The organism is Sphingobacterium sp. GW821-FHT03E03 (assembly GCF_059420745.1).
In genome coordinates this window covers 46627-70888 of sequence record NZ_JBWKUH010000028.1, presented here as the reverse complement: position 1 = coordinate 70888, position 24262 = coordinate 46627, and the positions used below count along the sequence as shown (strand labels likewise).

The 24262-nt window shown below is 39.4% G+C and carries 20 protein-coding genes; 19 read left to right on the top strand and 1 reads right to left on the bottom strand.

Going from position 1 to position 24262, the window contains the following annotated elements; genetic code table 11:
• Nucleotides 1-628: 628 nt before the first annotated feature.
• The 3 genes from AC07UV_RS21875 to AC07UV_RS21865 all read left to right on the top strand — a co-directional run bounded on the left by AC07UV_RS21875 (nt 629) and on the right by AC07UV_RS21865 (nt 4465).
• On the top strand, nt 629-967 hold the full coding sequence (locus AC07UV_RS21875) for a helix-turn-helix domain-containing protein (RefSeq protein WP_495185285.1): 339 nt from the start codon (nt 629-631) through the stop codon (nt 965-967).
• A gap of 1020 nt (nt 968-1987) precedes the next feature.
• Nucleotides 1988-3631, top strand: a complete 1644-nt coding sequence (locus tag AC07UV_RS21870; protein ID WP_495185284.1) for an NAD+ synthase — start codon at nt 1988-1990, stop codon at nt 3629-3631.
• Between the two features lie 261 nt (nt 3632-3892).
• On the top strand, nt 3893-4465 hold the full coding sequence (locus AC07UV_RS21865; protein ID WP_495185283.1) for a DUF4136 domain-containing protein: 573 nt from the start codon (nt 3893-3895) through the stop codon (nt 4463-4465).
• 79 nt (nt 4466-4544) lie between these two features.
• On the opposite strand, the gene AC07UV_RS21860 is transcribed toward AC07UV_RS21865, so the two are convergent.
• Nucleotides 4545-4688, bottom strand: a complete 144-nt coding sequence (locus AC07UV_RS21860) for a hypothetical protein (protein ID WP_495185282.1) — start codon at nt 4686-4688, stop codon at nt 4545-4547.
• A 112-nt stretch (nt 4689-4800) separates the two neighbouring features.
• Between AC07UV_RS21860 and AC07UV_RS21855 the strand changes: the two genes are divergently transcribed.
• The 16 genes from AC07UV_RS21855 to AC07UV_RS21780 all read left to right on the top strand — a co-directional run bounded on the left by AC07UV_RS21855 (nt 4801) and on the right by AC07UV_RS21780 (nt 24060).
• Nucleotides 4801-5424, top strand: a complete 624-nt coding sequence (locus AC07UV_RS21855; RefSeq protein ID WP_495185281.1) for a 3'-5' exonuclease — start codon at nt 4801-4803, stop codon at nt 5422-5424.
• The gene (locus AC07UV_RS21850; RefSeq protein WP_495185280.1) at nt 5421-7346 is read left to right on the top strand and encodes a DUF294 nucleotidyltransferase-like domain-containing protein; all 1926 of its coding nucleotides are present in this window, start codon (nt 5421-5423) and stop codon (nt 7344-7346) included. The genes AC07UV_RS21855 and AC07UV_RS21850 overlap by 4 nt, the downstream gene beginning before the upstream one ends.
• 189 nt (nt 7347-7535) lie before the next feature.
• The gene (locus tag AC07UV_RS21845; RefSeq protein WP_223581846.1) at nt 7536-8186 is read left to right on the top strand and encodes a hypothetical protein; all 651 of its coding nucleotides are present in this window, start codon (nt 7536-7538) and stop codon (nt 8184-8186) included.
• A 365-nt stretch (nt 8187-8551) separates the two neighbouring features.
• A complete protein-coding gene (gene atpD, locus AC07UV_RS21840; RefSeq protein ID WP_282252075.1) occupies nt 8552-10054 on the top strand; it encodes a F0F1 ATP synthase subunit beta in 1503 nt (500 codons plus the stop codon).
• Between the two features lie 109 nt (nt 10055-10163).
• Nucleotides 10164-10412 carry an ATP synthase F1 subunit epsilon gene (gene atpC / locus AC07UV_RS21835; protein ID WP_028071934.1) on the top strand — a complete coding sequence of 83 codons (249 nt, stop codon included), beginning with the start codon at nt 10164-10166 and terminating at the stop codon, nt 10410-10412.
• Nucleotides 10413-10808: 396 nt separating this feature from the next.
• Entirely contained in the window at nt 10809-11699 is an 891-nt protein-coding gene (locus AC07UV_RS21830; protein ID WP_495185279.1) for a branched-chain amino acid transaminase, read from the top strand.
• Nucleotides 11683-13383 (top strand): dihydroxy-acid dehydratase, encoded by a 1701-nt coding sequence (ilvD, locus tag AC07UV_RS21825; RefSeq protein ID WP_495185278.1) that lies wholly within the window; start codon nt 11683-11685, stop codon nt 13381-13383. Before AC07UV_RS21830 ends, ilvD begins: the two co-directional genes overlap by 17 nt.
• A gap of 129 nt (nt 13384-13512) precedes the next feature.
• A complete protein-coding gene (gene ilvB, locus AC07UV_RS21820; protein ID WP_282252065.1) occupies nt 13513-15255 on the top strand; it encodes a biosynthetic-type acetolactate synthase large subunit in 1743 nt (580 codons plus the stop codon).
• Nucleotides 15256-15263: 8 nt separating this feature from the next.
• Nucleotides 15264-15854 (top strand): acetolactate synthase small subunit, encoded by a 591-nt coding sequence (gene ilvN / locus AC07UV_RS21815; protein ID WP_282252063.1) that lies wholly within the window; start codon nt 15264-15266, stop codon nt 15852-15854.
• A gap of 4 nt (nt 15855-15858) precedes the next feature.
• The gene (locus tag AC07UV_RS21810) at nt 15859-16320 is read left to right on the top strand and encodes a DinB family protein (RefSeq protein WP_282252062.1); all 462 of its coding nucleotides are present in this window, start codon (nt 15859-15861) and stop codon (nt 16318-16320) included.
• 116 nt (nt 16321-16436) lie between these two features.
• Nucleotides 16437-17918, top strand: coding sequence for a ketol-acid reductoisomerase (gene ilvC / locus AC07UV_RS21805; RefSeq protein ID WP_257087125.1), 1482 nt, complete (start codon nt 16437-16439; stop codon nt 17916-17918).
• Nucleotides 17919-18097: 179 nt separating this feature from the next.
• The gene (gene leuC / locus AC07UV_RS21800) at nt 18098-19495 is read left to right on the top strand and encodes a 3-isopropylmalate dehydratase large subunit (RefSeq protein ID WP_282252061.1); all 1398 of its coding nucleotides are present in this window, start codon (nt 18098-18100) and stop codon (nt 19493-19495) included.
• A 54-nt stretch (nt 19496-19549) separates the two neighbouring features.
• Entirely contained in the window at nt 19550-20140 is a 591-nt protein-coding gene (gene leuD, locus AC07UV_RS21795) for a 3-isopropylmalate dehydratase small subunit (protein WP_223581826.1), read from the top strand.
• Nucleotides 20134-21612 carry an ATP-binding cassette domain-containing protein gene (locus tag AC07UV_RS21790; RefSeq protein ID WP_495185277.1) on the top strand — a complete coding sequence of 493 codons (1479 nt, stop codon included), beginning with the start codon at nt 20134-20136 and terminating at the stop codon, nt 21610-21612. The genes leuD and AC07UV_RS21790 overlap by 7 nt, the downstream gene beginning before the upstream one ends.
• A 144-nt stretch (nt 21613-21756) precedes the next feature.
• Nucleotides 21757-22830, top strand: a complete 1074-nt coding sequence (gene leuB / locus AC07UV_RS21785) for a 3-isopropylmalate dehydrogenase (RefSeq protein WP_120260213.1) — start codon at nt 21757-21759, stop codon at nt 22828-22830.
• Nucleotides 22831-22896: 66 nt separating this feature from the next.
• Nucleotides 22897-24060: a 2-isopropylmalate synthase gene (locus AC07UV_RS21780; protein WP_223581820.1), complete on the top strand. Its 1164-nt coding sequence runs from the start codon at nt 22897-22899 to the stop codon at nt 24058-24060.
• Nucleotides 24061-24262 lie beyond the last annotated feature (202 nt).

The following is a 24262-nucleotide window of genomic DNA, read 5'->3' as shown; positions in this document are numbered from 1 at the left end:
CATTACCCTATTAACAAATTAGCACCAATATAAATATTTTTCGTTTAAAACCCTGTTATCAAATCATTAATTTTAAAACCGATAAGCTCACTCGCTGTCTCTTTTGCCAATGCTATTTTTTGATTTTTAAAAAGCTGAGATAAGTTTGCACCATACGATCAATCGCCGAAGACCAAATCGTTAAAATTATCTTAGTTGATTCATGAATGTCGTATGAATTCAGTTGAGCAACACTCACTATTTCACCACCATATTAAATTAGACGGTTGAAAAGTGGAAAAGAACATTCAAGAAACAATTAATAAAAACGGTTAGTCTGAAATCTAAAACACTAAGATTTGAAAGAATATTAAATTTTGTGGTCACCACTAAATGGATCAATCAAACCTATCCAGACAATCCCAACCTTCCTCTTCAAAAATATTACACCTCTGAAATAGGGGAAAAAAAACTCCGTCTTTCACAGGAAGAAGAATTTTTAACAGGCGCTATACGAAAAGCTTAAAGAATATGTGCTCGAAGTTATTTCAGAAGACTTCGAGAAATTTTTAAGCTAAAAAGTAGATGTGAGATATGTTCACTGGAAATTATTTTTTAATTTCCTATATTTACTTAACACATATTCGAGATGAACGCATTAGAAAAAAAAATTAGATTACTTAGACACCAAAAAGGGTGGACCCAGGAGGATACTGCAAAGCAATTGAACATCTCAATCCCAGCATTTTCCAAGATTGAAACAGGAATAACAGATGTTAATCTGTCTCGCCTAAATCAAATTTCAAAATTATTCAATTTGACAGTTATACAATTATTATCTACTTCTGACTCACAAGAAGATAAAGAGTATGTCGATGAGGTCAATGTACTAACACTAAAATTGCAACAACGCGATAGCGAAATTATCGAACTTCAGAAAAAGGTCATAGACCTTTACGAGCAGTTGTACAAAGATAGTGGGCTTTAAAACTGTTATTAAAAAGCGATTACAAACTAAAAGTAGACATCGAAAACAATTTGAGAAAGCGAAGAGAATGTAACAAATATTCTTTACGAATATTTGCATCTTAATATGATCTTACTGATAGCAATATTTTTAAAATCGAAAACGGAAAATACAATATCCAACTGTCGACCATTATAGAATTATAAAAAAGAATTTGATGGACATATATCTTTAAATGGATGAGATATTCTTCACACTACCGAAGTCCCGTTCTACGAAATTATAAAGTAAATCCAAGGGTAAAGTTATATGTAGATGAGCCCTTGACCTGCCCAGGCTCTTATTTGTTGACACACTAAAAAGAAATACACCTTTCCAACAAAATAAAAGTGTTAAGATAACCAATTTGTGCAAATAGTTGATATCTGCGCTCGTTCATGAAATAAATTATGCGAAACGGCTCCTACTAATCTTATATCACTAGCGTTAGTCCTTAAAAGACTTGGATGTGTAAAGAAAAGAATTAATTTGAGGGCCTTTCAAACAACGAAAGCTCGAAGTGGGGAACTCCGAGCTTTACCTAACCAATTATTAACCTAAATTATGAAAAGTTCTTTATATATTGTTTTGTATATATCTTTCTGTTTTGATATATCAAAGGTAAGACACATTTCCATTCATGTCAAGAAATTTAACAGCATTTAACGTTGTTAAAATTATGTTAAAACAATTTAGCACTTAATAATAAACAAACAGGACCTTTTTCAACTGCAATATTTTTAATCATTATGCAAAAGAATCGACAGATTAGCATCATCCGCGCGGATCTGGTGCAAAAGAGATAAATAAACAGGCTGATGGCATACATGGATTCTTTAAAAAAACAGTGATTAATAAAAGAAACACTTTCAATAAAAAGGAATAAATTTGTAGATAGGAACCGCAACGTATTAGGATCTACTATCCCGATAAAGAGAACAGGAAACCGTCCTGTTTTCCAAACAAGATTGCGGATCTAATAAAAAGAAAAAATAAATACGGATGAAAATAGCTTTAGCACAATTGAATTACCATATCGGTAATTTTGAAGCAAATACAGCGGAAATAATTCAAGCAATCAACCAAGCCAAAGACGCATCGGCAGACCTTATCATCTTTTCGGAGCTTGCCATCGGCGGCTATCCCGCAAAAGATCTATTGCGAAGTAAAGTATTTAAGCAACAGTGCAATGAGGCTATCCACCAGATTGCCGCTCATTGTAAGGAAATCGCCTGTATTATTGGAGCTCCGGTCAAAAACAATGATCCCGAAGGAAAAGAGCTTTACAATACCGCAGTATTTATCGAACAGGGTGCTGTTCGAAACATTGTAAAAAAAGGTCTGCTACCCGATTATGATGTATTTGATGAATACCGCTACTTTGAGCCCAACAAGCGTTTCGACTGCATCACATTGAATGGTGTAAAAATTGCCCTGACAGTTTGTGAGGATCTCTGGGATGACGATGAGGGTGGCAACTCCTATGTGGGAGATCCTATGGCCGAACTCCGAAAAGAGAATCCTGATCTTTTGATCAATATTGCTGCTTCACCATTTTCCTACGCACACTTTGACGAACGCCTCAAGATTCTTTCTCGGCAGGTCAAAAAATCCAACCGTCCACTAATCTATGTGAACCAGGTGGGGGCACATATGGATATTATCTTTGATGGTAGATCACTTGCACTTAGTGCTGACGGAACAAAGGTTGCCGAATTAAAACGATTTGATCATGATCTGCAGTATGTCACTTATCATCAAAAAAATATTACCTCAACCACGGCATCCATCAAAGATCCGGTAGCTGAAATTGCACTCATCCATGATGCATTGATCCTAGGCTTGCGTGATTATTTCAGAAAATCAGGCTTCAAAAGAGCGATCCTCGGTTTATCTGGTGGATTGGACTCCGCTTTAGTCGCTGCGCTGGCCTGTGAAGCCCTCGGCGCGGACAATGTGCTCGCCATTTTAATGCCTTCCGTCTACTCCTCAGACCATTCGGTCAAAGATGCCCTAGACCTGGTGACCAATACAGGTTGCAAACACCATATTGTCCCCATAAAGGATATCGCTTCGGCTTACGAGAGTACTCTTGCTCCTCTTTTTGAAGGCTTAAAACCTGATACCGCAGAAGAAAATATACAAGCACGTGCACGTGCGGTTATCTTGATGGCCATATCAAATAAATTTGGTCATATCCTATTAAACACTTCAAATAAAAGCGAAGCTGCCGTTGGCTATGGCACCTTGTATGGCGACATGGCTGGCTCCATTTCGGTTATTGGTGATGTCTATAAATCCAAAGCCTACGACCTGGCACGTTATATCAATCGCGAGCGAGAGATTATACCCGTCAATACGATCGAAAAAGCTCCTTCTGCTGAATTACGACCTGATCAGAAAGACTCGGATTCACTACCAGAGTACGACCTGCTAGACAAGGTCTTATTTGAGTTGATTGAAAATGAAAAGAGCGGCTCCGAAGTTGTAGCAATGGGATTCGAAAAAGCGTTAGTAGAGAGAGTAAGTAAATTGGTTAATAATGCTGAATTTAAACGCTTTCAAGCACCGCCAATTCTCCGGGTCAGCCCAAAAGCTTTTGGCTCAGGAAGACAGATTCCATTGGTGGCAAAATATTCCTATTAATTTTACAATTAGGATTAAACCATATTTATAGTTTTTTGTCTAACGTTATAGAATAAATCCAGTGCATACAGCACAGACAACAAATTGCCATAACGCTTTGAGCCATAGAAAGGTGGTAAAAGCAGATAGATGAGAAATTAAAACAAGTTAAATAAATATAAAAGTTCCATATAGGCCATGAAACCATCATGAATATAGTGCTTAAAAGCAAAACAGTATATTCATGGTAGATTCATCACAGTTAATAAACAAACTACTACGATGAAAAAGATTCTATTATTTTTGGTGCTCTGCATCGCGCTTGCATCATGTTCGTCTTATCAATATAATACCACTCGGGTAGAAAAGATGGATTTCACTCCTTTCAAAACGTATGCCTGGCTACCGCCAGTAGACTCGCTTTCGAAATCTTATTTTGACAATGACATTGCCAAAACTAATATTTTGGATGCTGCAAATACGGCTTTAGAGGCAAAGGGACTCCAATATTCAAAGGACAATCCTGATCTGTTATTCCGTTATATTACCATCGTCAATAACAAAAGCCGTTTGGTCTATGGCGGTGGCGGATATTATGGCTGGGGTGGTCCTTGGGGCTGGTACAGACCATGGTTCTCACCTTACTTTTATGGTGGTGGATATTACCCTGTTGCAAAAGAACGTTATCGTTATGGTCACCTGATCATTGAGGCTATTGATCGCAAAACAAATGCGGTGATCTGGCAAGCACGCGGTTCGGGTGATGTGGATAATCCTGAAAAGGCGATCAACAACATCAGTAAAGTAGCGAAAGGTGTGATTTATTTGTTCCCCGTAAAAACGTTGAAAAAATAAAACAGCGTGCCAACAAAATGGGTGCTAGCTGGCAATAAAAGCCTGGTTTCATCAGAAACCAGGCTTTTACTTTTATTCACTAGATCGATGGTCGAAGCTTCAAATAAAATGGAACTTCCACACGGTCCTTTGATTTATTTTTGATCAATTCCGCAGCCAACCGTTCCATCATCTCAAAATCGGTCGATATTGTGGTAATACCGTTAAGGATAAATTTCTTCAATACGACATTACTTACAAACGAAGAACTGAGCCCAGATGGATGAAGATGATCCCGTTATTGCATATAAAGAGGATTTTAACTAAGTTTAGCTAGAATTAATACACTGAAATTTTTGAAGAAATATCTTTTATTCCTGGATACCGAAACCTCTGGCTTGCCAAAAAAATGGAATCGAAAATATACGGATAGTGAAAACTGGCCCCATGTACTCCAATTGGCCTGGATTATTTTTGATGAAAAACAGCAAGAGGTCAAACGTAGCAATAAATATATCTATGAGCCATTGATTCCGATCAGTCCGGCTTCTGAACAGATTCATGGTCTTACGCCACCCTTTTTGATGAAACATGGTGAAAAGAAGAAGGATGTGCTCCGCAAGCTCAGCCACGATATCAAAAAATATCAGCCTCAGCTGATCGGCCATTTTCTTTCTTTCGACCTCCAGGTACTCTGTGCGGAATATCATCGAACGAATTTACCGATTCCATTTTATGGGCTGAATTGCTTTTGCACGTTGTTGCACAGCAAAAAATATGTACGCAACCCCAACATGGTCCATCTTCCATTGGCATTGCTACACGAAGCACTATTTTCCGAAATCCCCACAGCAATACACAATGCCGAAAAAGATGCTGCGATTACAGCAAAATGCTATTTTGAAATGGTTCGGCGGGCAGAGCTCAGTGAAGAGGATATCGACAAGCAGCAAGGAGAATTCAATAACATCTTATCATGATATCTACTATGAAAAATGCGGAAGACATCCTCGCCTTGCTAAAGTCAACCCACCCCTTTCAAGTACTGCCCGAAACTGTTCAGATCAGTCTTATTGAACTGATGTATCCCTACCGTTTCGCAAAAGACACTTTGGTCTATCGGCAGAATATTACCGACATGGAGGGTGTCGACCTTATACAGAAAGGTGAATATGAAGCTTTTTTCTTGGATAGTTCGGACAACAAAAGGCTGGTTGAGATCCATCATAATCCCTACTGTTTTGGTGGGATCTCCGTATTATTGAATCGAACAAAAGCACTCAAATCTGTTCTTGCCAAAAAAGGAACGATCATCTATCGGTTGCCACGGAAGAATTTTATTGAACTCTGCAATGCCAATGAAGAATTCTTTCAATTCTTTACCAATTCCTTTGGAAAACGAATGTTAGATGAAGAGTTCGCCCATTTTGTCAAATCACCGGCCACCTTTGAGGAAAGCTATTTTGCTGCGGATCAGCTCTATTCGCGCAAAATCGAACATATTGTATATAAGGATATTGTTGCTTGTGCATCTGATACACCAATTTATGAGGTTGCACAAACCATGGCTCAGTATAAAGTGAGCTGTGCGTTCATCAAAGATGAAGACCATATCATTGGCTATGTCACCGACATGACCTTGAGAGACCGTGTTATAGCACAGCAGGTAGCTGCTACAGCACCTATCGCTTCGGTCATGGACAACCCGATAGTCAGCATTTCTAATCAGGCCTACCTGTATGAAGCTGTACTCAAAATGTTTCATACCAAGTCCAGGTACCTGCTCGTTGAAAAAGAAGGTAAATACGTCGGCTTTCTAAGTCGCAATCGGCTCCTGAGCGAGCAGGGGCAATCTCCACTGGTTTTTATCCAATCGGTAAAGCTTGCTGAAACACGCGAAGAGCTACGTGACAAATGGAACAATGTCCCCGAAATCATCCATCAGTTATTGGCTAGAGGGGTTAATGCCGAAATTGCCAATCAAGTCATCACCACCGTTGCGGACAGCATCGCCTTAAAGGTGATCGAGAAAGTTATCAAAGCAATGGGCGAACCACCGGCCAAGTTTGTATTTATGGTCACAGGAAGTGAAGGACGCAAAGAGCAGACACTGATGACAGACCAGGACAATGCTATTATATATGAAGACAAGGCCAACGAACAGCGGGAATATGTAAGAGGTTATTTTCTAAAATTTGCACGGGAGGTTTCGGATCATCTAAACACGATTGGTTTCAGCTATTGTACCGGCGGCTACATGGCTAGCAATCCCGAGTGGACACATTCACTTTCTCATTGGAAAAACAATTATAAGATGTGGATTGAAGAAAGCATTCCGGAAAATGCGATTAAGTTCTCTACCTTTTTCGATTGTCGGAGGTTATATGGTGATCAGTACATCATTGACCAACTGAAAGATTTTCTGACAGTCGAGTTGCAAAAACCCAATGAACGATTTTTTGCGTTCATCGCGAAAAATGCGTTGCAATACGAACCACCGCTGACCTTTTTCAAAACAATAAAAACACAAACCATTGGGTCAACAGAAGTATTTAATATTAAGAAAGCAATGACACCCATCGTCGACCTCGTGCGTGTCTATGCCCTGAAAAATCAAATTTATGAAGAGAATACCGGCGGTAGGTTGAAGGCATTGTTGAATCTGGGAATATTTACCCAAGAACAATATGATGAGCTCCATCAGTCGTATTATTACCTGATGTCCATCCGGCTGAAAAACCAAACGAATCAGATTCGGATTGCAAAGTTGAGTCCGGACAACTATATTGCGATGGAAAACCTGACAAAAATTGAGAAAGCTACATTAAAGGAAATATTTAAAACAATAGGCAATTTCCAATTGGGCATCAAATTGAAGTTTACAAATAATATTTTCGGATAATGGCAGGATAAACAGGTGGCAAGTCGAGCATTGAATCTATTTTAGTTTTATTGTCCTTTAATGTTTTACTGAAATATATTTCACTTTCAATTTTCGTTTTTTCAATAATTCCTTATATTTATCACAGGCATATGCTAGCTTTGTAGCTGGAATATCCCGATTAAACTTATTATAATAACGATAGACAACATGAGCAAATTGAGATTAGCATTTGTATTCTTTACGATTTTATTTATTTCATCGTACACTTTATTACAGGCTCAAACTCCTGCAGCAGCGCCAGTTACCGCCACCCAGCAGGCCAATGATGCTTACAAATACAGCCCGGATGGACTAAGAAAAGGGAGCTTGGCAAATCAGTTTGATCACTTAAATTATATATCAAAAAACAATTATGATTTCAAGATGGTCCGCAAAACCAACCTTGATATTGTAAAAAAGAATGTTGTTGATACTGTAGCCAAGTTGCGCAAGGAAATCAATACCTTAAAATCTTCATCCAGCAACTATACCTCCAATACCAAAAACTTACAGGATTCTATTCAGATATTAAAAGATCAGCTTGCACAGGAACAGCAAAAAACAGATAGTTTTTCATTCTTGGGCATCAATACCTCCAAAGGTTTATATAGCACAGTGGTCTGGACCATCATTGGAGTCTTAGCTGTCGCCACCTTTATCTTCCTATTCTCTTATCGAAAAGCGAAGGTTGACACCGTAGAATTTCAGAAAACAGCAGAACAATCGCAAGAAGAGTTTGCGACATTCCGTAAAAAGGCGATGGAAAAAGAACAATTGCTGAAACGTCAATTGCAAGATGAATTAAATAAAAAGATATAATATAGTCTCCAAAAGACTATATTGCTCTATTCCGATCGACCTGAAGCGGCGCTTAATCATAACTTCGCTTCAGGTCGATCACATTTAGTTACCATGCGAATCTAATTGTATGGCCATCCGAAAAAGGAAGGACTGATGTTAAAAAATAGATGACCAATACGTCGGAAAAAGTATATTTGTGGCTTCAAGAATCGAAACTAACAGAATTACAAGAGATAACATTTTGACCTCCATTAATAAAATTGTAATTTAATTGCAAATTCTATTTGTTTTTAAAAACGAATAACCTTATTTTTGCTGACCAAAAAAGAGGCCTTTTATGTCTCTTATATAAAATTGATTAATAAATATTTAGTCCCTATAATATGCCCAAGATTGGTAAAATAGCGCAGATTATCGGCCCAGTTGTTGACGTCAACTTCGCCGACAGTGAAAATCTACCTAAAATTTACGATGCATTGTACATTCAAAAAGAAAATGGACAACGTGTTGTATTGGAAGTTCAACAACACTTAGGTCAGGATCGTGTACGTACAATTGCCATGGACGCAACTGAAGGTTTGGTTCGCGGAATGGAAGTTGTTGATACTGGTGCTCCTATCAAAATGCCTGTTGGTGAAGAAATCAAAGGTCGTGTATTCAATGTAGTAGGTGATGCCATTGATGGTATCCAAAATTTGAGTAAAGAGAATGGTCGTCCTATCCACAACGTCCCTCCTAAATTCGAAGATCTATCTACTGAATCAGAAGTACTTTTTACTGGTATCAAAGTTATTGACCTTTTAGAGCCATATGCTAAAGGTGGTAAAATTGGTTTATTTGGTGGTGCCGGTGTAGGTAAAACTGTATTAATCCAAGAGTTGATCAACAACATCGCTAAAGGTCACGGTGGTCTTTCCGTATTTGCTGGTGTAGGTGAACGTACACGTGAAGGTAATGACTTATTGCGTGAGATGTTGGAATCAGGTATCATCAAATATGGTGAGCATTTTATGGAAGGCATGGAAAAAGGTGAATGGCCTTTGGACACTGTTGACCACGAATTAATGAAAGAATCTAAATGTACTTTCGTATTCGGTCAAATGAATGAGCCTCCAGGTGCACGTGCACGTGTTGCTTTGTCAGGTTTGACTGTTGCGGAATATTTCCGTGATGGTGATGGCGAAGGTCAAGGTCGTGACGTCCTATTCTTTATCGATAACATCTTCCGTTTTACACAAGCAGGTTCTGAAGTATCCGCGCTATTAGGCCGTATGCCTTCAGCTGTAGGTTACCAACCAACCTTAGCAACTGAGATGGGTTTGATGCAGGAGCGTATTACTTCAACTAAAAATGGCTCAATCACTTCAGTACAAGCGGTATATGTACCTGCCGATGATTTAACTGACCCTGCTCCAGCGACAACATTTGCTCACTTGGATGCAACAACAGTATTGTCTCGTAAAATTGCTGAGTTAGGTATCTACCCTGCTGTGGATCCTTTGGATTCTACATCTCGTATCCTTTCTCCTGCTGTTTTAGGTGCTGAACATTATGATACTGCACAACGTGTAAAAGAAATTCTTCAACGTTACAAAGAATTGCAAGATATCATTGCGATCCTAGGTATGGACGAATTATCTGAAGAAGATAAATTAACCGTTCACCGCGCTCGTCGTGTACAACGTTTCTTATCACAACCTTTCCACGTAGCCGAACAATTTACAGGTTTAAAAGGTGTATTGGTAGACATCAAAGATACCATCAAAGGCTTCAATATGATTATTGCAGGTGAAGTCGATGAATATCCAGAAGCTGCCTTCAACTTAGTAGGTAACATTGATGATGCTATCGAAAAAGGCAAGAAATTATTAGCAGAAGCAGTTTAATTTAGATATTAGACCATAGGTATGAGATAATAGACTTTCGATTATCTCATATCTATTTGAAAACCTAAAGTTCTCAAATCTCATATCTCAAATCTTATATCTAAGAATAATGAAATTAACAATTATCACTCCCGACAAATTAGTATACGAAGGCGAAGTAACATCTGTTACTGTCCCTGGCTCTGCGGGCTCTTTCCAAATTTTGAAAGACCACGCGGCAATTGTTTCTACTTTGGAAGATGGAAAAGTAATTATTCAACAAGGTAAAGGTGGACAAGAAGTGTTCATTAAAGGTGGCGTCGTGGAAGCAAAAGACAATGTCATTACCGTGCTTGCTGAAGGAATTATCGGAGATTAAATCAATTGATTTTAAAATATTGAAAAGCTTCCGATAGAAATATCGGAAGCTTTTTTTTTAAAGTTTTTTTGACAATTTCTTCATTTTAGGAAGAAAATTGCCCTTTGTAACAAAAAATAATTTTTTGACCATGTAGACCAATTTTAAATACGGTATACGACTAACAAAATTTAAGACCGAAAAAACCAAATAATAACAGTTTAAAATTTTTTAAAACTATAAAATTTAAAATTTTATTCTAAATAGAAAATTAGCACTTTAGCTATTGCCAATTATTGTAATTCCTGCTACCTTGAGGAAATGAAAATCGAAGGTTTTTACCGAGGCCTGAGATAGCATGATTTACCAGCAAAAAACCAAAAGAGGGAATTATTTAAATAAGGGAAATTTTGGGTTATGAAATATTACGACAAGAACACATTGATTTATTTAGACGGAGCTTTTGTAAAAGCTTCTGAGGCTGCATTGAATCCCTTTGCACAATCGCTTCATTATGGCTACGCTGTATTCGATGGTCTACGTGCGTACAATACCCACAATGGCCCGCGCATCTTTAAGGCGGACAAGCATTTTGATCGATTAAAGAAATCTTGTGAAGCGGTTGGAATTCCTTATCAATGGAGCAACCGTGAGCTAATTGATAAATGCTATGAGCTTTTGGCCGTCAACAACTTACGGGAGGCTTATATCCGCCCGCTAGTGCTCACAGGCTCCAATATGCACCTGACCTCCTCTACGGAAGCTAATCTGATGATTGCCGCCTGGGAATGGGGACCTTATCTTGGTCATAACCTGCTACGTGTATGCATCTCTGATATCAAAAGACCTAATCCCAAATCTTTTAAAACTGACTCGAAGATATCAGGGCAGTATGTAAACTCAATTCTGGCAACAACAGAAGCGATTAACAGAGGTTTCGACGAGGCACTTATGCTTGACCATGAAGGTTTCGTCGCTCAAGCTTCCAGTGAAAATATTTTTATTGAGAAAGATTTCAAAATCTATACTCCACCGGCGAAGAATATATTTCCCGGCATTACAAGGCAGACCGTTAAAAACATCTGTAAAAAGTTGAATTTCGAAGTCATTGAAAAACAATTGACGGTAGAAGATATCTATACTGCAGATAGCGCATTCCTATGCGGTACTGCAGCAGAAATTATCGGAATCAAACAAGTCGACGATGTGATCTATCAAGAAGAGTGGGAACACAGTATAGGTGCGTCGATCCAAAGAAGATATAAAAATTTAGTATTAGAGAACGAAAATTATGAAGTCATTATCTAACGGCGAAAATGCAATGAACAAATACAGCCGTACATTTACACAAGACGAAACGCAACCTGCTGCTAAAGCGATGCTTTATGGTATCGGTTTGACAGATGCCGATATGGATAAGGCGCAGGTCGGTATTGCCAGCATGGGCTATGATGGTAATACGTGTAATATGCACCTAAATGATTTAGCACAAATCGTCAAAAAAGGTGTTTGGAACAATGACTTAGTGGGTTTGACCTTTGGCACTATCGGTGTCAGTGACGGTATGAGCAACGGTACAGATGGTATGCGTTACTCATTGGTCAGTCGTGATGTAATCGCTGATAGTATCGAAACGATCTGTGGTGGTCAATATTACGATGGTCTGATCTCTATTCCTGGATGTGATAAAAACATGCCCGGTGCTATTATCGCAATGGCCCGTTTAGATCGCCCGTCTTTAATGGTCTATGGTGGTACAATTGCACCTGGACATTATAAAGGTGAGGAATTAAACATCGTCTCTGCTTTTGAAGCCTTGGGACAACGTATATGTGGTAATCTTTCCGACGAAGATTATGAGGGTATCATCAAACATACCTGTCCTGGAGCCGGTGCTTGTGGTGGTATGTATACTGCAAATACAATGGCTTCCGCAATTGAAGCATTGGGAATGAGCTTACCTTATTCTTCTTCTAATCCGGCAATCTCTGAAGCAAAGAAAAATGAATGTTTAGATGCGGGTAAATACATCCGTACCTTACTGGAAAAAGATATTAAACCTTCTGATATCATGACACGCAAAGCATTCGAAAATGCGTTACGTGCCATCGTTATCTTAGGAGGAAGCACCAATGCGGTACTTCACTTTATTGCAATCGGCAAAGCTGTAGGCGTTGACATTTCTCAGGATGACTTCCAACGTATGAGTGATGAAACTCCTGTACTGGCAGACTTTAAACCTTCTGGTAAATACTTGATGCAGGATCTTCAACAATATGGCGGAACTCCTGCCGTAATGAGATATCTCTTGGATGAAGGTTTATTGCATGGCGATTGTATTACTGTAACCGGCAAAACTGTTGCTGAAAATTTAGCTGACGTAAAATCCATTATGGCTTATGATCAGCCTATTATCAAACCGTTGAGCGACCCAATCAAAGCAACAGGACATTTACAGATTCTTTATGGAAACCTAGCTGAAAAAGGCTCGGTAGCGAAAATATCGGGCAAAGAAGGTGAAAAATTTACCGGCCCTGCACGTGTATTCGACGGTGAACATGACTTAGTCGCTGGTATTGCCTCGGGTAGAATTAAACAGGGAGATGTGGTCGTTATTAAAAACGAAGGCCCAATAGGCGCTCCAGGTATGCCTGAAATGCTTAAACCAACTTCGCTAATTATCGGTGCTGGTTTAGGTAAATCCGTGGCATTGATTACCGACGGTCGTTTCTCCGGTGGAACACACGGCTTCGTCGTAGGTCACATTACACCTGAATCTTACAAAGGTGGATTAATCGGCTTGGTACATGATGACGATATCATCGAGATTGACGCTGTTAATAATACAATCAATGTGAAACTTTCTGATGAGGAGATTGCAAAACGTCGTGCAGCTTGGGTACAACCTGCACTAAAAGTGAGCAAAGGTGTGTTATACAAATACGCTAAAACCGTTGCTGATGCATCAGAAGGCTGTGTAACAGATTTATAGGAAATCAAAAAATGGAGACTCTTAGCATCTAGAGATTTAAACAAACGAAATCTCAAATCTAATGTCTCCAAATTTAATATCTAAATACTAAAAAGACTGAATAATCAACAAAACTAAAAAATCAACGTAATGAGTACACTGGAAATAACAGAAAATAAGGCTGCTACCAAGCAGGAAACTCCGACACAAATTTCGGGATCGAAAGCTGTTATGGAGGCCTTATTGAGCGAAGGAGTTGATACCGTATTTGGCTATCCAGGTGGTGCAATTATGCCCATTTATGATGCCCTTTATGATTATACGGATCGTTTGAAACATATCTTGGTGCGTCATGAGCAGGGAGGAATCCATGCAGCGCAAGGTTATGCAAGAACTTCTGGTCGTACAGGTGTCGTCTTCGCGACGAGTGGTCCTGGAGCAACAAACCTAGTTACTGGATTGGCAGATGCCATGATTGACAGTAACCCGATCGTCTGTATTACAGGCCAAGTCTTTGCTTCACTATTGGGAACAGATGCATTTCAGGAAACGGATGTCATGAATATTACCGCACCGGTCACCAAGTGGAACTACCAAGTCACTGACGCAACTGAAATTCCAGCCGCACTCGCAAAAGCATTTTATATTGCCAGCACCGGTCGTCCAGGCCCGGTACTGATCGATATCACCAAGAATGCGCAAATACAATTGTTCGATTACTTCGGTTACGAAAAATGTAATCACGTACGCAGTTATAGACCTGCACCACAGGTCCGCAAAGAGTATGTGGAACAAGCTGCTGAATTAATCAACAACGCAAAAAAACCATTTATACTTTTCGGTCAGGGAATTATTTTAGGTAAAGCCGAGGAGGAATTCAAAGCTTTTATCGAAAAGACGGGCATTCCATCGGCAGCAACTGTCATGGGATTGAGTGCCCTCCCAACAGACCACAAACTTCATGTTGGTATGCTAGGGATGCATGGCAATTATGCACCAAATGTCATGACCAATGAGTGTGATGTTTTAATCGCGATCGGCATGCGCTTCGATGACCGTGTTACAGGCCGATTGGACAAATATGCCAAACAGGCGAAAGTGATCCATTTGGATATTGACCCTGCTGAGATCGACAAAAACGTACAAACTACAGTACCGGTATGGGGTGACTGTAAAGAATCACTTCCAATGCTTACCGAATTGGTAAATGCTGTGGATCATTCTGCATGGTTAGCACAATTCCGTCAGCTTGAACAGGAAGAAATCAAAGAAGTCATCCAAAATGAACTTCACCCGCAAACGGATATCATGACCATGGGCGAGGTAATCAATGTGTTGAATGAATTGACTGGTGGTGATGCCATTATCACAACAGACGTAGGTCAGCATCAGATGGTGTCCTGTCGTTATGCTAAATTTAACAACAGTAAATCAAATGTAACATCAGGTGGACTGGGAACCATGGGCTTTGGTCTTCCAGCAGCGATCGGCGCCTGGTACGGCGCGCCAGAGAAAACTGTCGTCGCGATCATCGGTGACGGTGGTATTCAAATGACCATTCAGGAATTGGGAACCATCATGCAGTTTGGCGCTAAGGTGAAAATTATGATCTTAAACAATGAGTTCTTAGGTATGGTACGTCAATGGCAACAACTGTTTCATGATAAACGCTATTCATTCGTGAATATCACTAGTCCTGACTTTGTTGCAGTTGCCAAAGGATATTATATCGATGGACAGAAAATTTCAGAACGCAAAGATCTTCGTAATGCCCTTCAGACCATGCTTGAACACGATGGTGCTTACCTATTGGAAGTTATGGTAGGAAAGGAAAACAATGTATTCCCGATGGTTGCACAAGGAACATCCGTATCAGAGATCCGCTTAAAGTAAAGTTTAAAATGGAAAAACAAGAATATACCATTACCCTATATACAGAGAATTCTATCGGTCTTATCGGCAGGATCTCAACGATTTTTTCAAGAAGAAAAATCAATATCGAAAGCTTGAATACCTCCCCTTCCGAAGTAGAAGGCATACATCGATTTACCATTGTCATTACTGAGGCAGAAGATGTTCTACGTAAGCTTTGTCGTCAGTTGGAAAAACAGATTGACATTCTTAAAGCTTACTATAACACCAATGACGAAGTGATCTGGCAAGAACAGGCTTTATATAAAGTCCCTGCTGACGTTGTCAATGAGAAGGTATATGTTGAACGTTTACTACGTCAATATGGTGCCAATGTGGTTGTGATCCGTAATGATTATATCGTTTTTGAAACTGCAGGTCACCGCGAAGAAATTGATAAGTTGACCGACGAATTGACAAAATACGGATTGATCGAATTTGTCCGTGGTGCCCGTATCGCTATCATTAAAGATAGCGCTGGTTTCCACTCCAAATTGGTGCAGTTTGAAGCAAAGGAACCGTCAATAGAAATCGTTGAAAATGAATATCTCGACAAACGGGATGATGTATTTACTATGTAATCAGATGCAAGAAACATTTAAATTTATCTTACAGGCACGCCAAAAATTCATTGAATTGGTGGATAGTCTTTCCATAGAACAACTCAACAAAATCCCTACTGGATTTAATAATAATATTATCTGGAATTTCGGACATATCGTGGTGAGTACACAGACTTTAGTCTATGTTCGTACAGGTGTCAAAGCAGACAGCTCCTGGGTGAAATACAACGAGGATTACAGAAAAGATACCAAACCCACACGTTTTGTGGAGCAGGCTGAAATTGACGAACTAAAAGAAATTGCCATCAAAAGCATCGAACAGATCGCCAAAGACTACGAAAATGGTGTTTTCGGAGAGATTACTTCTTTTTCTACCGCGACCTATGGTTATCCAATGGATACAGTTGAAGATGTTATCGCTTTGACCTCTGGACATGATAATGTTCATTATGGCTATGCTTTGGCACAACGCAGATGTTTGTAAATTAAAAAAATAGAAATTAAAAAATAAAAAGAGAAGAAAGAAAGCTGGTAAGCCATAAGCTTGAAAAACCAAAATCTCAATTCTCATATCTCATTACTCAATACTAAATCAAAACAATGGCAAATTATTTCAACACCTTACCGCTTAGAGAGCAGTTAGAACAATTAAGTCACGCTGAATTCATGGACAACACCGAATTCACGGATGGAGTAAATGCTTTAAAAGGTAAAAAAATCGTAATTGTAGGATGTGGTGCTCAAGGCTTGAACCAAGGTTTAAACTTAAGAGATAGCGGATTGGATGTATCCTATGCTCTACGTAAAGAAGCTATTGAACAAAAAAGAGATTCTTGGAAAAACGCTACGGACAATAACTTCAATGTAGGAACTTATGAAGAGTTGATTCCAACAGCAGATTTGGTCATTAACTTGACTCCAGATAAACAACATACTTCGGTTATCACTGCAGTTATGCCGTTAATGAAAGAAGGCGCAACCCTATCTTATTCACACGGTTTCAACATTGTTGAAGAAGGCATGCAAATCCGTAAAGACATCACGGTAATCATGGTTGCTCCAAAATGTCCAGGATCTGAAGTACGTGCTGAATACCTTCGTGGATTTGGTGTACCTACTTTGATCGCTGTTCACCCAGAGAATGATCCTCAAGGAAAAGGATGGGCTGAAGCTAAAGCATACTGTGTAGGAACAGGTGGTCACAAAGCTGGTGTATTGAAATCTTCATTCGTAGCGGAAGTAAAATCAGATCTAATGGGTGAGCAAACTATTCTTTGTGGTTTGTTGCAAACAGGTTCTATTTTATCTTTCGACAAAATGATCGAAAAAGGAATTGAAGCTGGGTACGCATCCAAATTGGTACAATATGGTGTTGAGGTAATTACTGAAGCCTTGAAACATGGTGGTGTAAGCGGTATGATGGACCGTTTGAGCAACCCTGCAAAAGTAAAAGCTTTTGAGATCTCCGAAGAACTGAAAGATATCATGCGTCCATTGTTCCAAAAACACCAAGACGATATCATGTCAGGTCACTTTAGCAAGACGATGATGGAAGATTGGGCAAATGGCGATGCTAACTTATTGAAATGGAGAGCTGAAACAGGTGAAACTGCATTTGAAAAAACGCCTGCTGGTGATGTTAAAATTAACGAGCAAGAATACTTCGACAATTATACCTTGATGGTCGCCTTCATTCGTGCTGGGGTAGAATTAGCATTTGAAACAATGGTTGAAGCTGGTATCAAACCAGAGTCTGCTTATTACGAATCATTGCACGAAACACCATTGATCGCAAATACGATCGCACGTAAGAAATTGTTTGAAATGAACCGTGTTATTTCTGATACTGCAGAATACGGTTGTTACCTATTTGATCAAGCTTGTAAACCTTTATTGGCTGATTTCATGAAAACTGTTGACACAGATTTAGTAGGTAAAAACTTTAACGAAAACAAAGATGCAGCAGTTGATAATGCCCAATTAGTTGTTATCAACGAAATTTTACGTGATCATCCAGTAGAAATCGTTGGCCGTAAATTGCGTAAAGCAATGACAGCAATGAAAGCAATCAAAACTGTTTAAAAATTTATACGAATTATTTGTTTTTTAAAGCCGGATAGCATATTGAGGTGAATTCAATCCATAGATATGCTCCAAAATCATGAATATTTCGTAATTTAGTATATTGAAATCAGGGTGATATTGAGACATTTACAATATCACCCTGATTAAAATAAAAATAACATAAGAGAGATTAAAAAATGTCAAAAACATTAGTAGAAAAGATTTGGGATGCTCACGTCGTCAAGCGTGAAGAAGGGTTTCCGGATATTATATATATCGATACTCACTTGATTCATGAGGTTACTTCACCTCAAGCTTTTGATGGCCTACGCAAAAGAGGAATTCCAGTCTTTCGTCCAAAGCAAACGGTAGCTACTGCCGACCATAACGTACCGACCCTCAACCAACATTTACCGATCAAAGAAGAGTTATCGCGATACCAAGTCGATATGCTGACCAAAAATTGTGCTGAATTTGGTATTGAATTATATGGTTTGGGTCATCCTTATCAAGGGATTGTACACGTAATTGGTCCAGAGTTAGGTATCACACTACCCGGTAAAACGATGGTCTGTGGGGATAGCCATACCTCAACACATGGTGCCTTTGGAGCTATTGCTTTTGGTATTGGAACTTCTCAGGTTGAACAGGTCTTTGCGACGCAATGTTTATTGCAGTCCAAGCCCAAAACAATGAAAATTGAAGTTAATGGTACCTTGCAAAAAGGGGTTGGCGCAAAAGATATTATCCTCTATATTATCGCCAAGATTTCTGCTGCAGGTGGTACAGGCTATTTTATCGAATATGCCGGTTCAGCAATCCGCTCTTTGAGCATGGAAGCACGTATGACCATCTGTAACATGAGTATCGAAATGGGTGCACGCGGTGGACTTATCGCACCGGATCAAATTACATTTGATTATGTGGAAGGTCGTGAATTCGCACCAAAAGGAGAAGAATGGGATAATGCCTTAGCCTACTGGAAAACATTGTATTCAGACGAAGACGCCATCTTTGATAAAGTATTGACCTTTGATGCAGCGGACATCGCCCCGATGATTACCTACGGTACAAATCCAGGCATGGGTATGGGTATTGCAGAACATATCCCAGCAACAAATGCACAACCTGAATCAGAAAGACCATCGTATCAAAAAGCCTTAGACTATATGGGCTTTAAGGATGATTCAACAGTCTTAGGTAACCGTGTTGATTATGTTTTCATCGGAAGCTGTACCAACTCCCGTATCGAAGATTTACGTGAAGTAGCTTCATTCGTTAAGGGAAAACAAAAAGCACAGGATGTCGAAGTATGGATTGTACCGGGCTCCAAGCAGGTAGAAAAACAAGCCAAAGAAGAAGGCTTGGATAAAATATTTGAAGCGGCTGGATTCCAATTGCGTGAGCCTGGATGTTCGGCATGTTTAGGGATGAACGAAGACAAAATTCCTGCGGGTAAATATTGTGTTTCGACCTCAAACAGAAACTTCGAAGGACGCCAAGGCCCAAATGCGCGCACCATGTTGGTATCACCACTGACAGCAGCGGCGGCAGCAGTAACTGGTAAAGTAACAGATGTTAGAGAGTTGATCTAGTATTGAATAGTGAGACATGAGAATTGATTTAATTTTGACTTTTTAATTTTTGACATGAAAAAATTTGAAACTTTAACATCACAGGTAGTTCCATTACCTATTGAAAATATTGATACTGACCAAATTATTCCAGCACGCTTTCTAAAAGCGACCACACGAGAAGGTTTTGGAGACAACCTGTTCCGTGACTGGCGTTTTGATAGTGAAAATCAGCCCAAAGCAGATTTCGTATTGAATAGCCCAACCTACTCAGGAAAGATATTGGTTGCCGGTAAAAACTTTGGTTGCGGCTCTAGCCGTGAGCACGCTGCATGGGCAATTCAAGACTATGGCTTTGATGTTGTCATCAGTTCGTTTTTTGCAGATATCTTTAAAGGTAACGCCCTTAATAATGGTGTATTGCCGATACAGGTTTCGGAAGAGTTCTTAGCGAAAATCTTCGAACTGGTACACCAAAATCCAAACACAGAGATTATCGTTGATCTCGAAAAACAAACGGTTATGTTAACAGAGACAGGTGACCAATTTGAATTTGAAATCAATCCATACAAAAAATCATGCTTGATTAATGGATACGATGATATCGATTTCATCCTTAATCAAAAAGATTTAATTGAATCATTTGAAACAACAAGAAAATGGTAGACCCAGTCGTCCATATTGCCAATTTAACTATTCAGCATGGTAAAGATACCGTGCTGCAAGGTTTAAATTGGCAAATTTTCCCTGGTGAACAATGGATCTTAGGTGGTCCGAGTGGCACTGGAAAAACAACGCTTGCGAAAGCAATTGCGGGACAACTAAAATATGAGGGTACCCTATCCTTCCATCTAGATATGGATAGCCCCTTGCCAGCTATTGTGCATTACGTCTCTAATTGGTTTCAATTTACCAATTTGGAAGGTGATCGCAATTTTTACTACCAACAACGCTACAATAAATTTGCAAAAAACGATACACTAACGGTTTTTGCGGAATTAAAACATTTTGCAAAGGAACAACAGCTATCCTTTGAAGATGTAGCACCTTACCTCTCCATCTTTGGATTTGAAAACTTCAAAGATCAACAGTTGATCGAACTTTCCAGTGGCGAACATAAAAGGCTACAGTTGGTCAAAGCGCTATGGCTTCAACCTCAGCTATTGATTATTGACCAGCCTTATACTGGACTGGATGTACAATCCAGAAAAGATCTGAATCAGGTCTTTGATCAGCTTGCAGAAAAGGGTGTATCACTCCTGCTTATCAGTAATGATGACGAGCAGCCTGATTGCATCAATCGTTTTGCTGAAATCCAGGATGGAAAAATAGTCATTCGTCAAAACAATAGCGAAATTTCAAAAGGAATACCACGAAAGCGAAAGGAATTACCTTATTTCTTGCAACAATCGCCCAAAGTCTCCGCTCCAACCATGGTAAAGATGAAACAGATTCATATTTCTTATGGAGAGAAGCAAGTCTTAAAAAACATCGATTGGGAAGTTAAAGCAGGTGAAAAATGGTTGTTGCAAGGACATAATGGTTCTGGGAAATCGACTTTATTAAGTCTGATCAATGGAGACCATCCGCAGGCCTATGCAAATGATATCCACCTTTTTGGTAAAAAAAGAGGATCAGGAGAAAGTATCTGGGAAATTAAAGAACATCTTGGTATAATTTCTCCCGAATTACATTGGTACTACGATATGAATGCCAATGTAGGACAAACAATCGCTTCGGGGTTCTTCGACTCGATGAGCCTCTATCAGAAATTGGGGTACGAGCAACAGCAGAAGCTGGATCAGGTACTTCATTTTTTCGATCTCAAAGAAGTGAAGCATAAAACATTAGGATCTTTACCCTTAGGCCAACAACGGTTAGCCTTGCTGGCCCGCACCATTGTAAAACATCCCGAATTGCTTATATTAGATGAACCATGTCAGGGATTAGACAAGGAACAATCGCAATATTTCAACGATGTGATCGATGACCTGAGCAAGAATGGCCAGACCCTTATTTATGTCGGTCATTTCCAAAGCCAATTACCAACCTGTATAGACAACAAGATGGTGCTGGAAAAAGGTGAAATTAAATCCGTAGAACGAGTTATCCACAAAAAAGAGCCTTTATCAACATAGAAATTGTGGAAAACGATAATTAACAATAGATATTTAGACGATAGATAATAGATATTAGACAATGGACATGAGCGGATGGATATTCAAATTTTATAACAATAGCATCTCCATACTCATATCTCTGTACGCAATACTAATAAAACAATGAAAAAAAATATATTAATCATCCCTGGAGATGGCATTGGCCAAGAAGTAACAACATGGGGTAAAAAAGTTTTAGAAAAGATCGGTGAAAATTATGGTCATGAATTCAGTTTTGATGAAGCGATCATGGGACACACAGCGATTGAGGCTACGGGCAATCCGCTTCCAGATGAAACGCTAGCGAAAGCCAAAGCATCAGATGCAATCCTTTTCGGCGCGATCGGACATATCAAATACGACAATGATCCATCTGCTAAAGTACGACCTGAGCAAGGCTTATTAAAGATCCGTAAAGAATTAGGTTTGTATGCTAATCTTCGTCCTATCCTTTTATTTGATGAACTATTAGATGCATCAAGTTTAAAGCCTGAAATCCTACAAGGAACAGATATTCTTTTCTTCCGCGAGTTGACAGGTGACGTTTATTTCGGAGAGAAAAACCGCAATGAGGACAATACCTTCGCTTCGGATTTGATGAACTACCACCGTTATGAAGTAGAGCGTATCGCGCGTAAAGCTTATGATGCTGCCCGTACCCGTAACAAGAGATTATGCTCAGTTGATAAAGCCAATGTATTGGAAACTTCCCGCTTATGGAGAGAAGTTGTTCAAGAAATTGCGAAAGAATACCCAGATGTTGAAACAGAACACATGTTTATCGACAATGCAGCAATGCAATTGGTTAAGAATCCGAAGAAATTTGATGTCGTATTAACAGCGAATCTTTTTGGTGATATCTTGACAGATGAAGCATCTCAGATCGCGGGATCAATGGGTATGTTGGCCTCAGCTTCAGTCGGTGATGGTACAGGTTTCTTTGAGCCTATCCACGGTTCGGCACATGATATCGCAGGCCAAAATAAAGCGAATCCACTTGCCTCAATTTTATCAGCGGCATTAATGCTTGACATTAGCTTTGGTCTTCAAGAAGAAGCAAAAGCAGTTACCAATGCTGTTGCTGAAACACTAAAAGCAGGTTGGAGAACGGGAGATATCGCCAATGCCCACACCGAAGCTTCTAAAGTCCTAGGTACGCAAGAAATGGGTGAAAAAGTATTAGCGTTTATTAAATAGTAATGAGATATGGGTAGGGAGTTTTACTTCTTACGTTTTTTTATAAATCTTTTGAATTAAGAAATTATGTTACACGATCCTAATCATCTTTACATCTTCGACACCACATTACGTGATGGCGAACAGGTACCAGGATGCCAATTAACTACTCCAGAGAAAATTGAGATCGCGAAGGATTTAGAAAAACTAGGTGTCGATATTATCGAAGCTGGTTTTCCTGTTTCCAGCCCCGGAGATTTTCAATCTGTAGTAGCGTTATCCCAGGCGGTGAATGATGTTATTATATGTGCATTAACCCGTGCTAATCAAAACGATATTGACGTAGCTGCCGAAGCATTGAAATATGCCAAGCGCCCACGTATCCATACCGGTATTGGTTCTTCAGATATGCATATCAAATATAAATTCAATAGTACACGTGAAGAAATTTTAGAGCGTGCGGTAGCGGCGGTAAAACATGCTAAATCCTATGTGGAAGATGTTGAGTTTTATGCAGAGGATGCGGGCCGTGCAGATCTGGAATTTTTAGCTAAAATGATTGAATCAGTTATTGCTGCTGGCGCGACAGTGGTGAATATTCCAGACACTAACGGATATTGCTTACCAGACCAATATGGTGCTAAAATCAAGTATCTTAAGGAGAATGTACGTAATATTGATCAAGCAATCATCTCTGCTCACTGTCACAATGATTTGGGCCTTGCTACAGCCAACTCCATTGCCGCGATACAAAACGGCGCCCGTCAGGTAGAATGTACCATCAATGGTATCGGTGAACGTGCGGGTAATACCTCATTGGAAGAAGTTGCGATGATCCTTAAAGTACACAACCAATCTTTCGGTAGCTTAACTTCAAATATTGATAGCCGTATGTTTACCTATCTATCACGTAAAGTGAGTGAAATGATGAACATGCCTGTGCAACCCAATAAAGCGATTGTTGGCCGGAATGCCTTTGCCCATAGTTCAGGTATCCACCAAGATGGCTTCTTAAAACACCGCGAAAATTATGAAATTATCAGACCCGAAGATGTAGGGCTTGACGAAGCAGATATCATCTTAACTGCCCGTTCAGGAAGACATGCACTTAAACACCATTTAGAGCGCTTGGGTTTCCATCTTGAAAAAGATGATCTTGCGGATTGCTATCAACGCTTTTTGGTTTTGGCCGACGAAAAGAAAAATATTTGTGATGATGACCTAAAAAGCCTCATCCAAGAAAAGATATAAAAAAAGGAAAGGCTGCTGATGCAGCCTTTTTTCATCAAGAACATATTTTTTAAGAGGATTCCACAATCACATGTATAAACTTTTTTGTTCTATACACTCGAGGTCTTTTTCATAAAAATCAACTAAATTTAAATCAACTTTTAAACACAGTATAGGTAGAATCTCTAACATAGCGGTGGATATCTCCGCTTTCTTTACTACC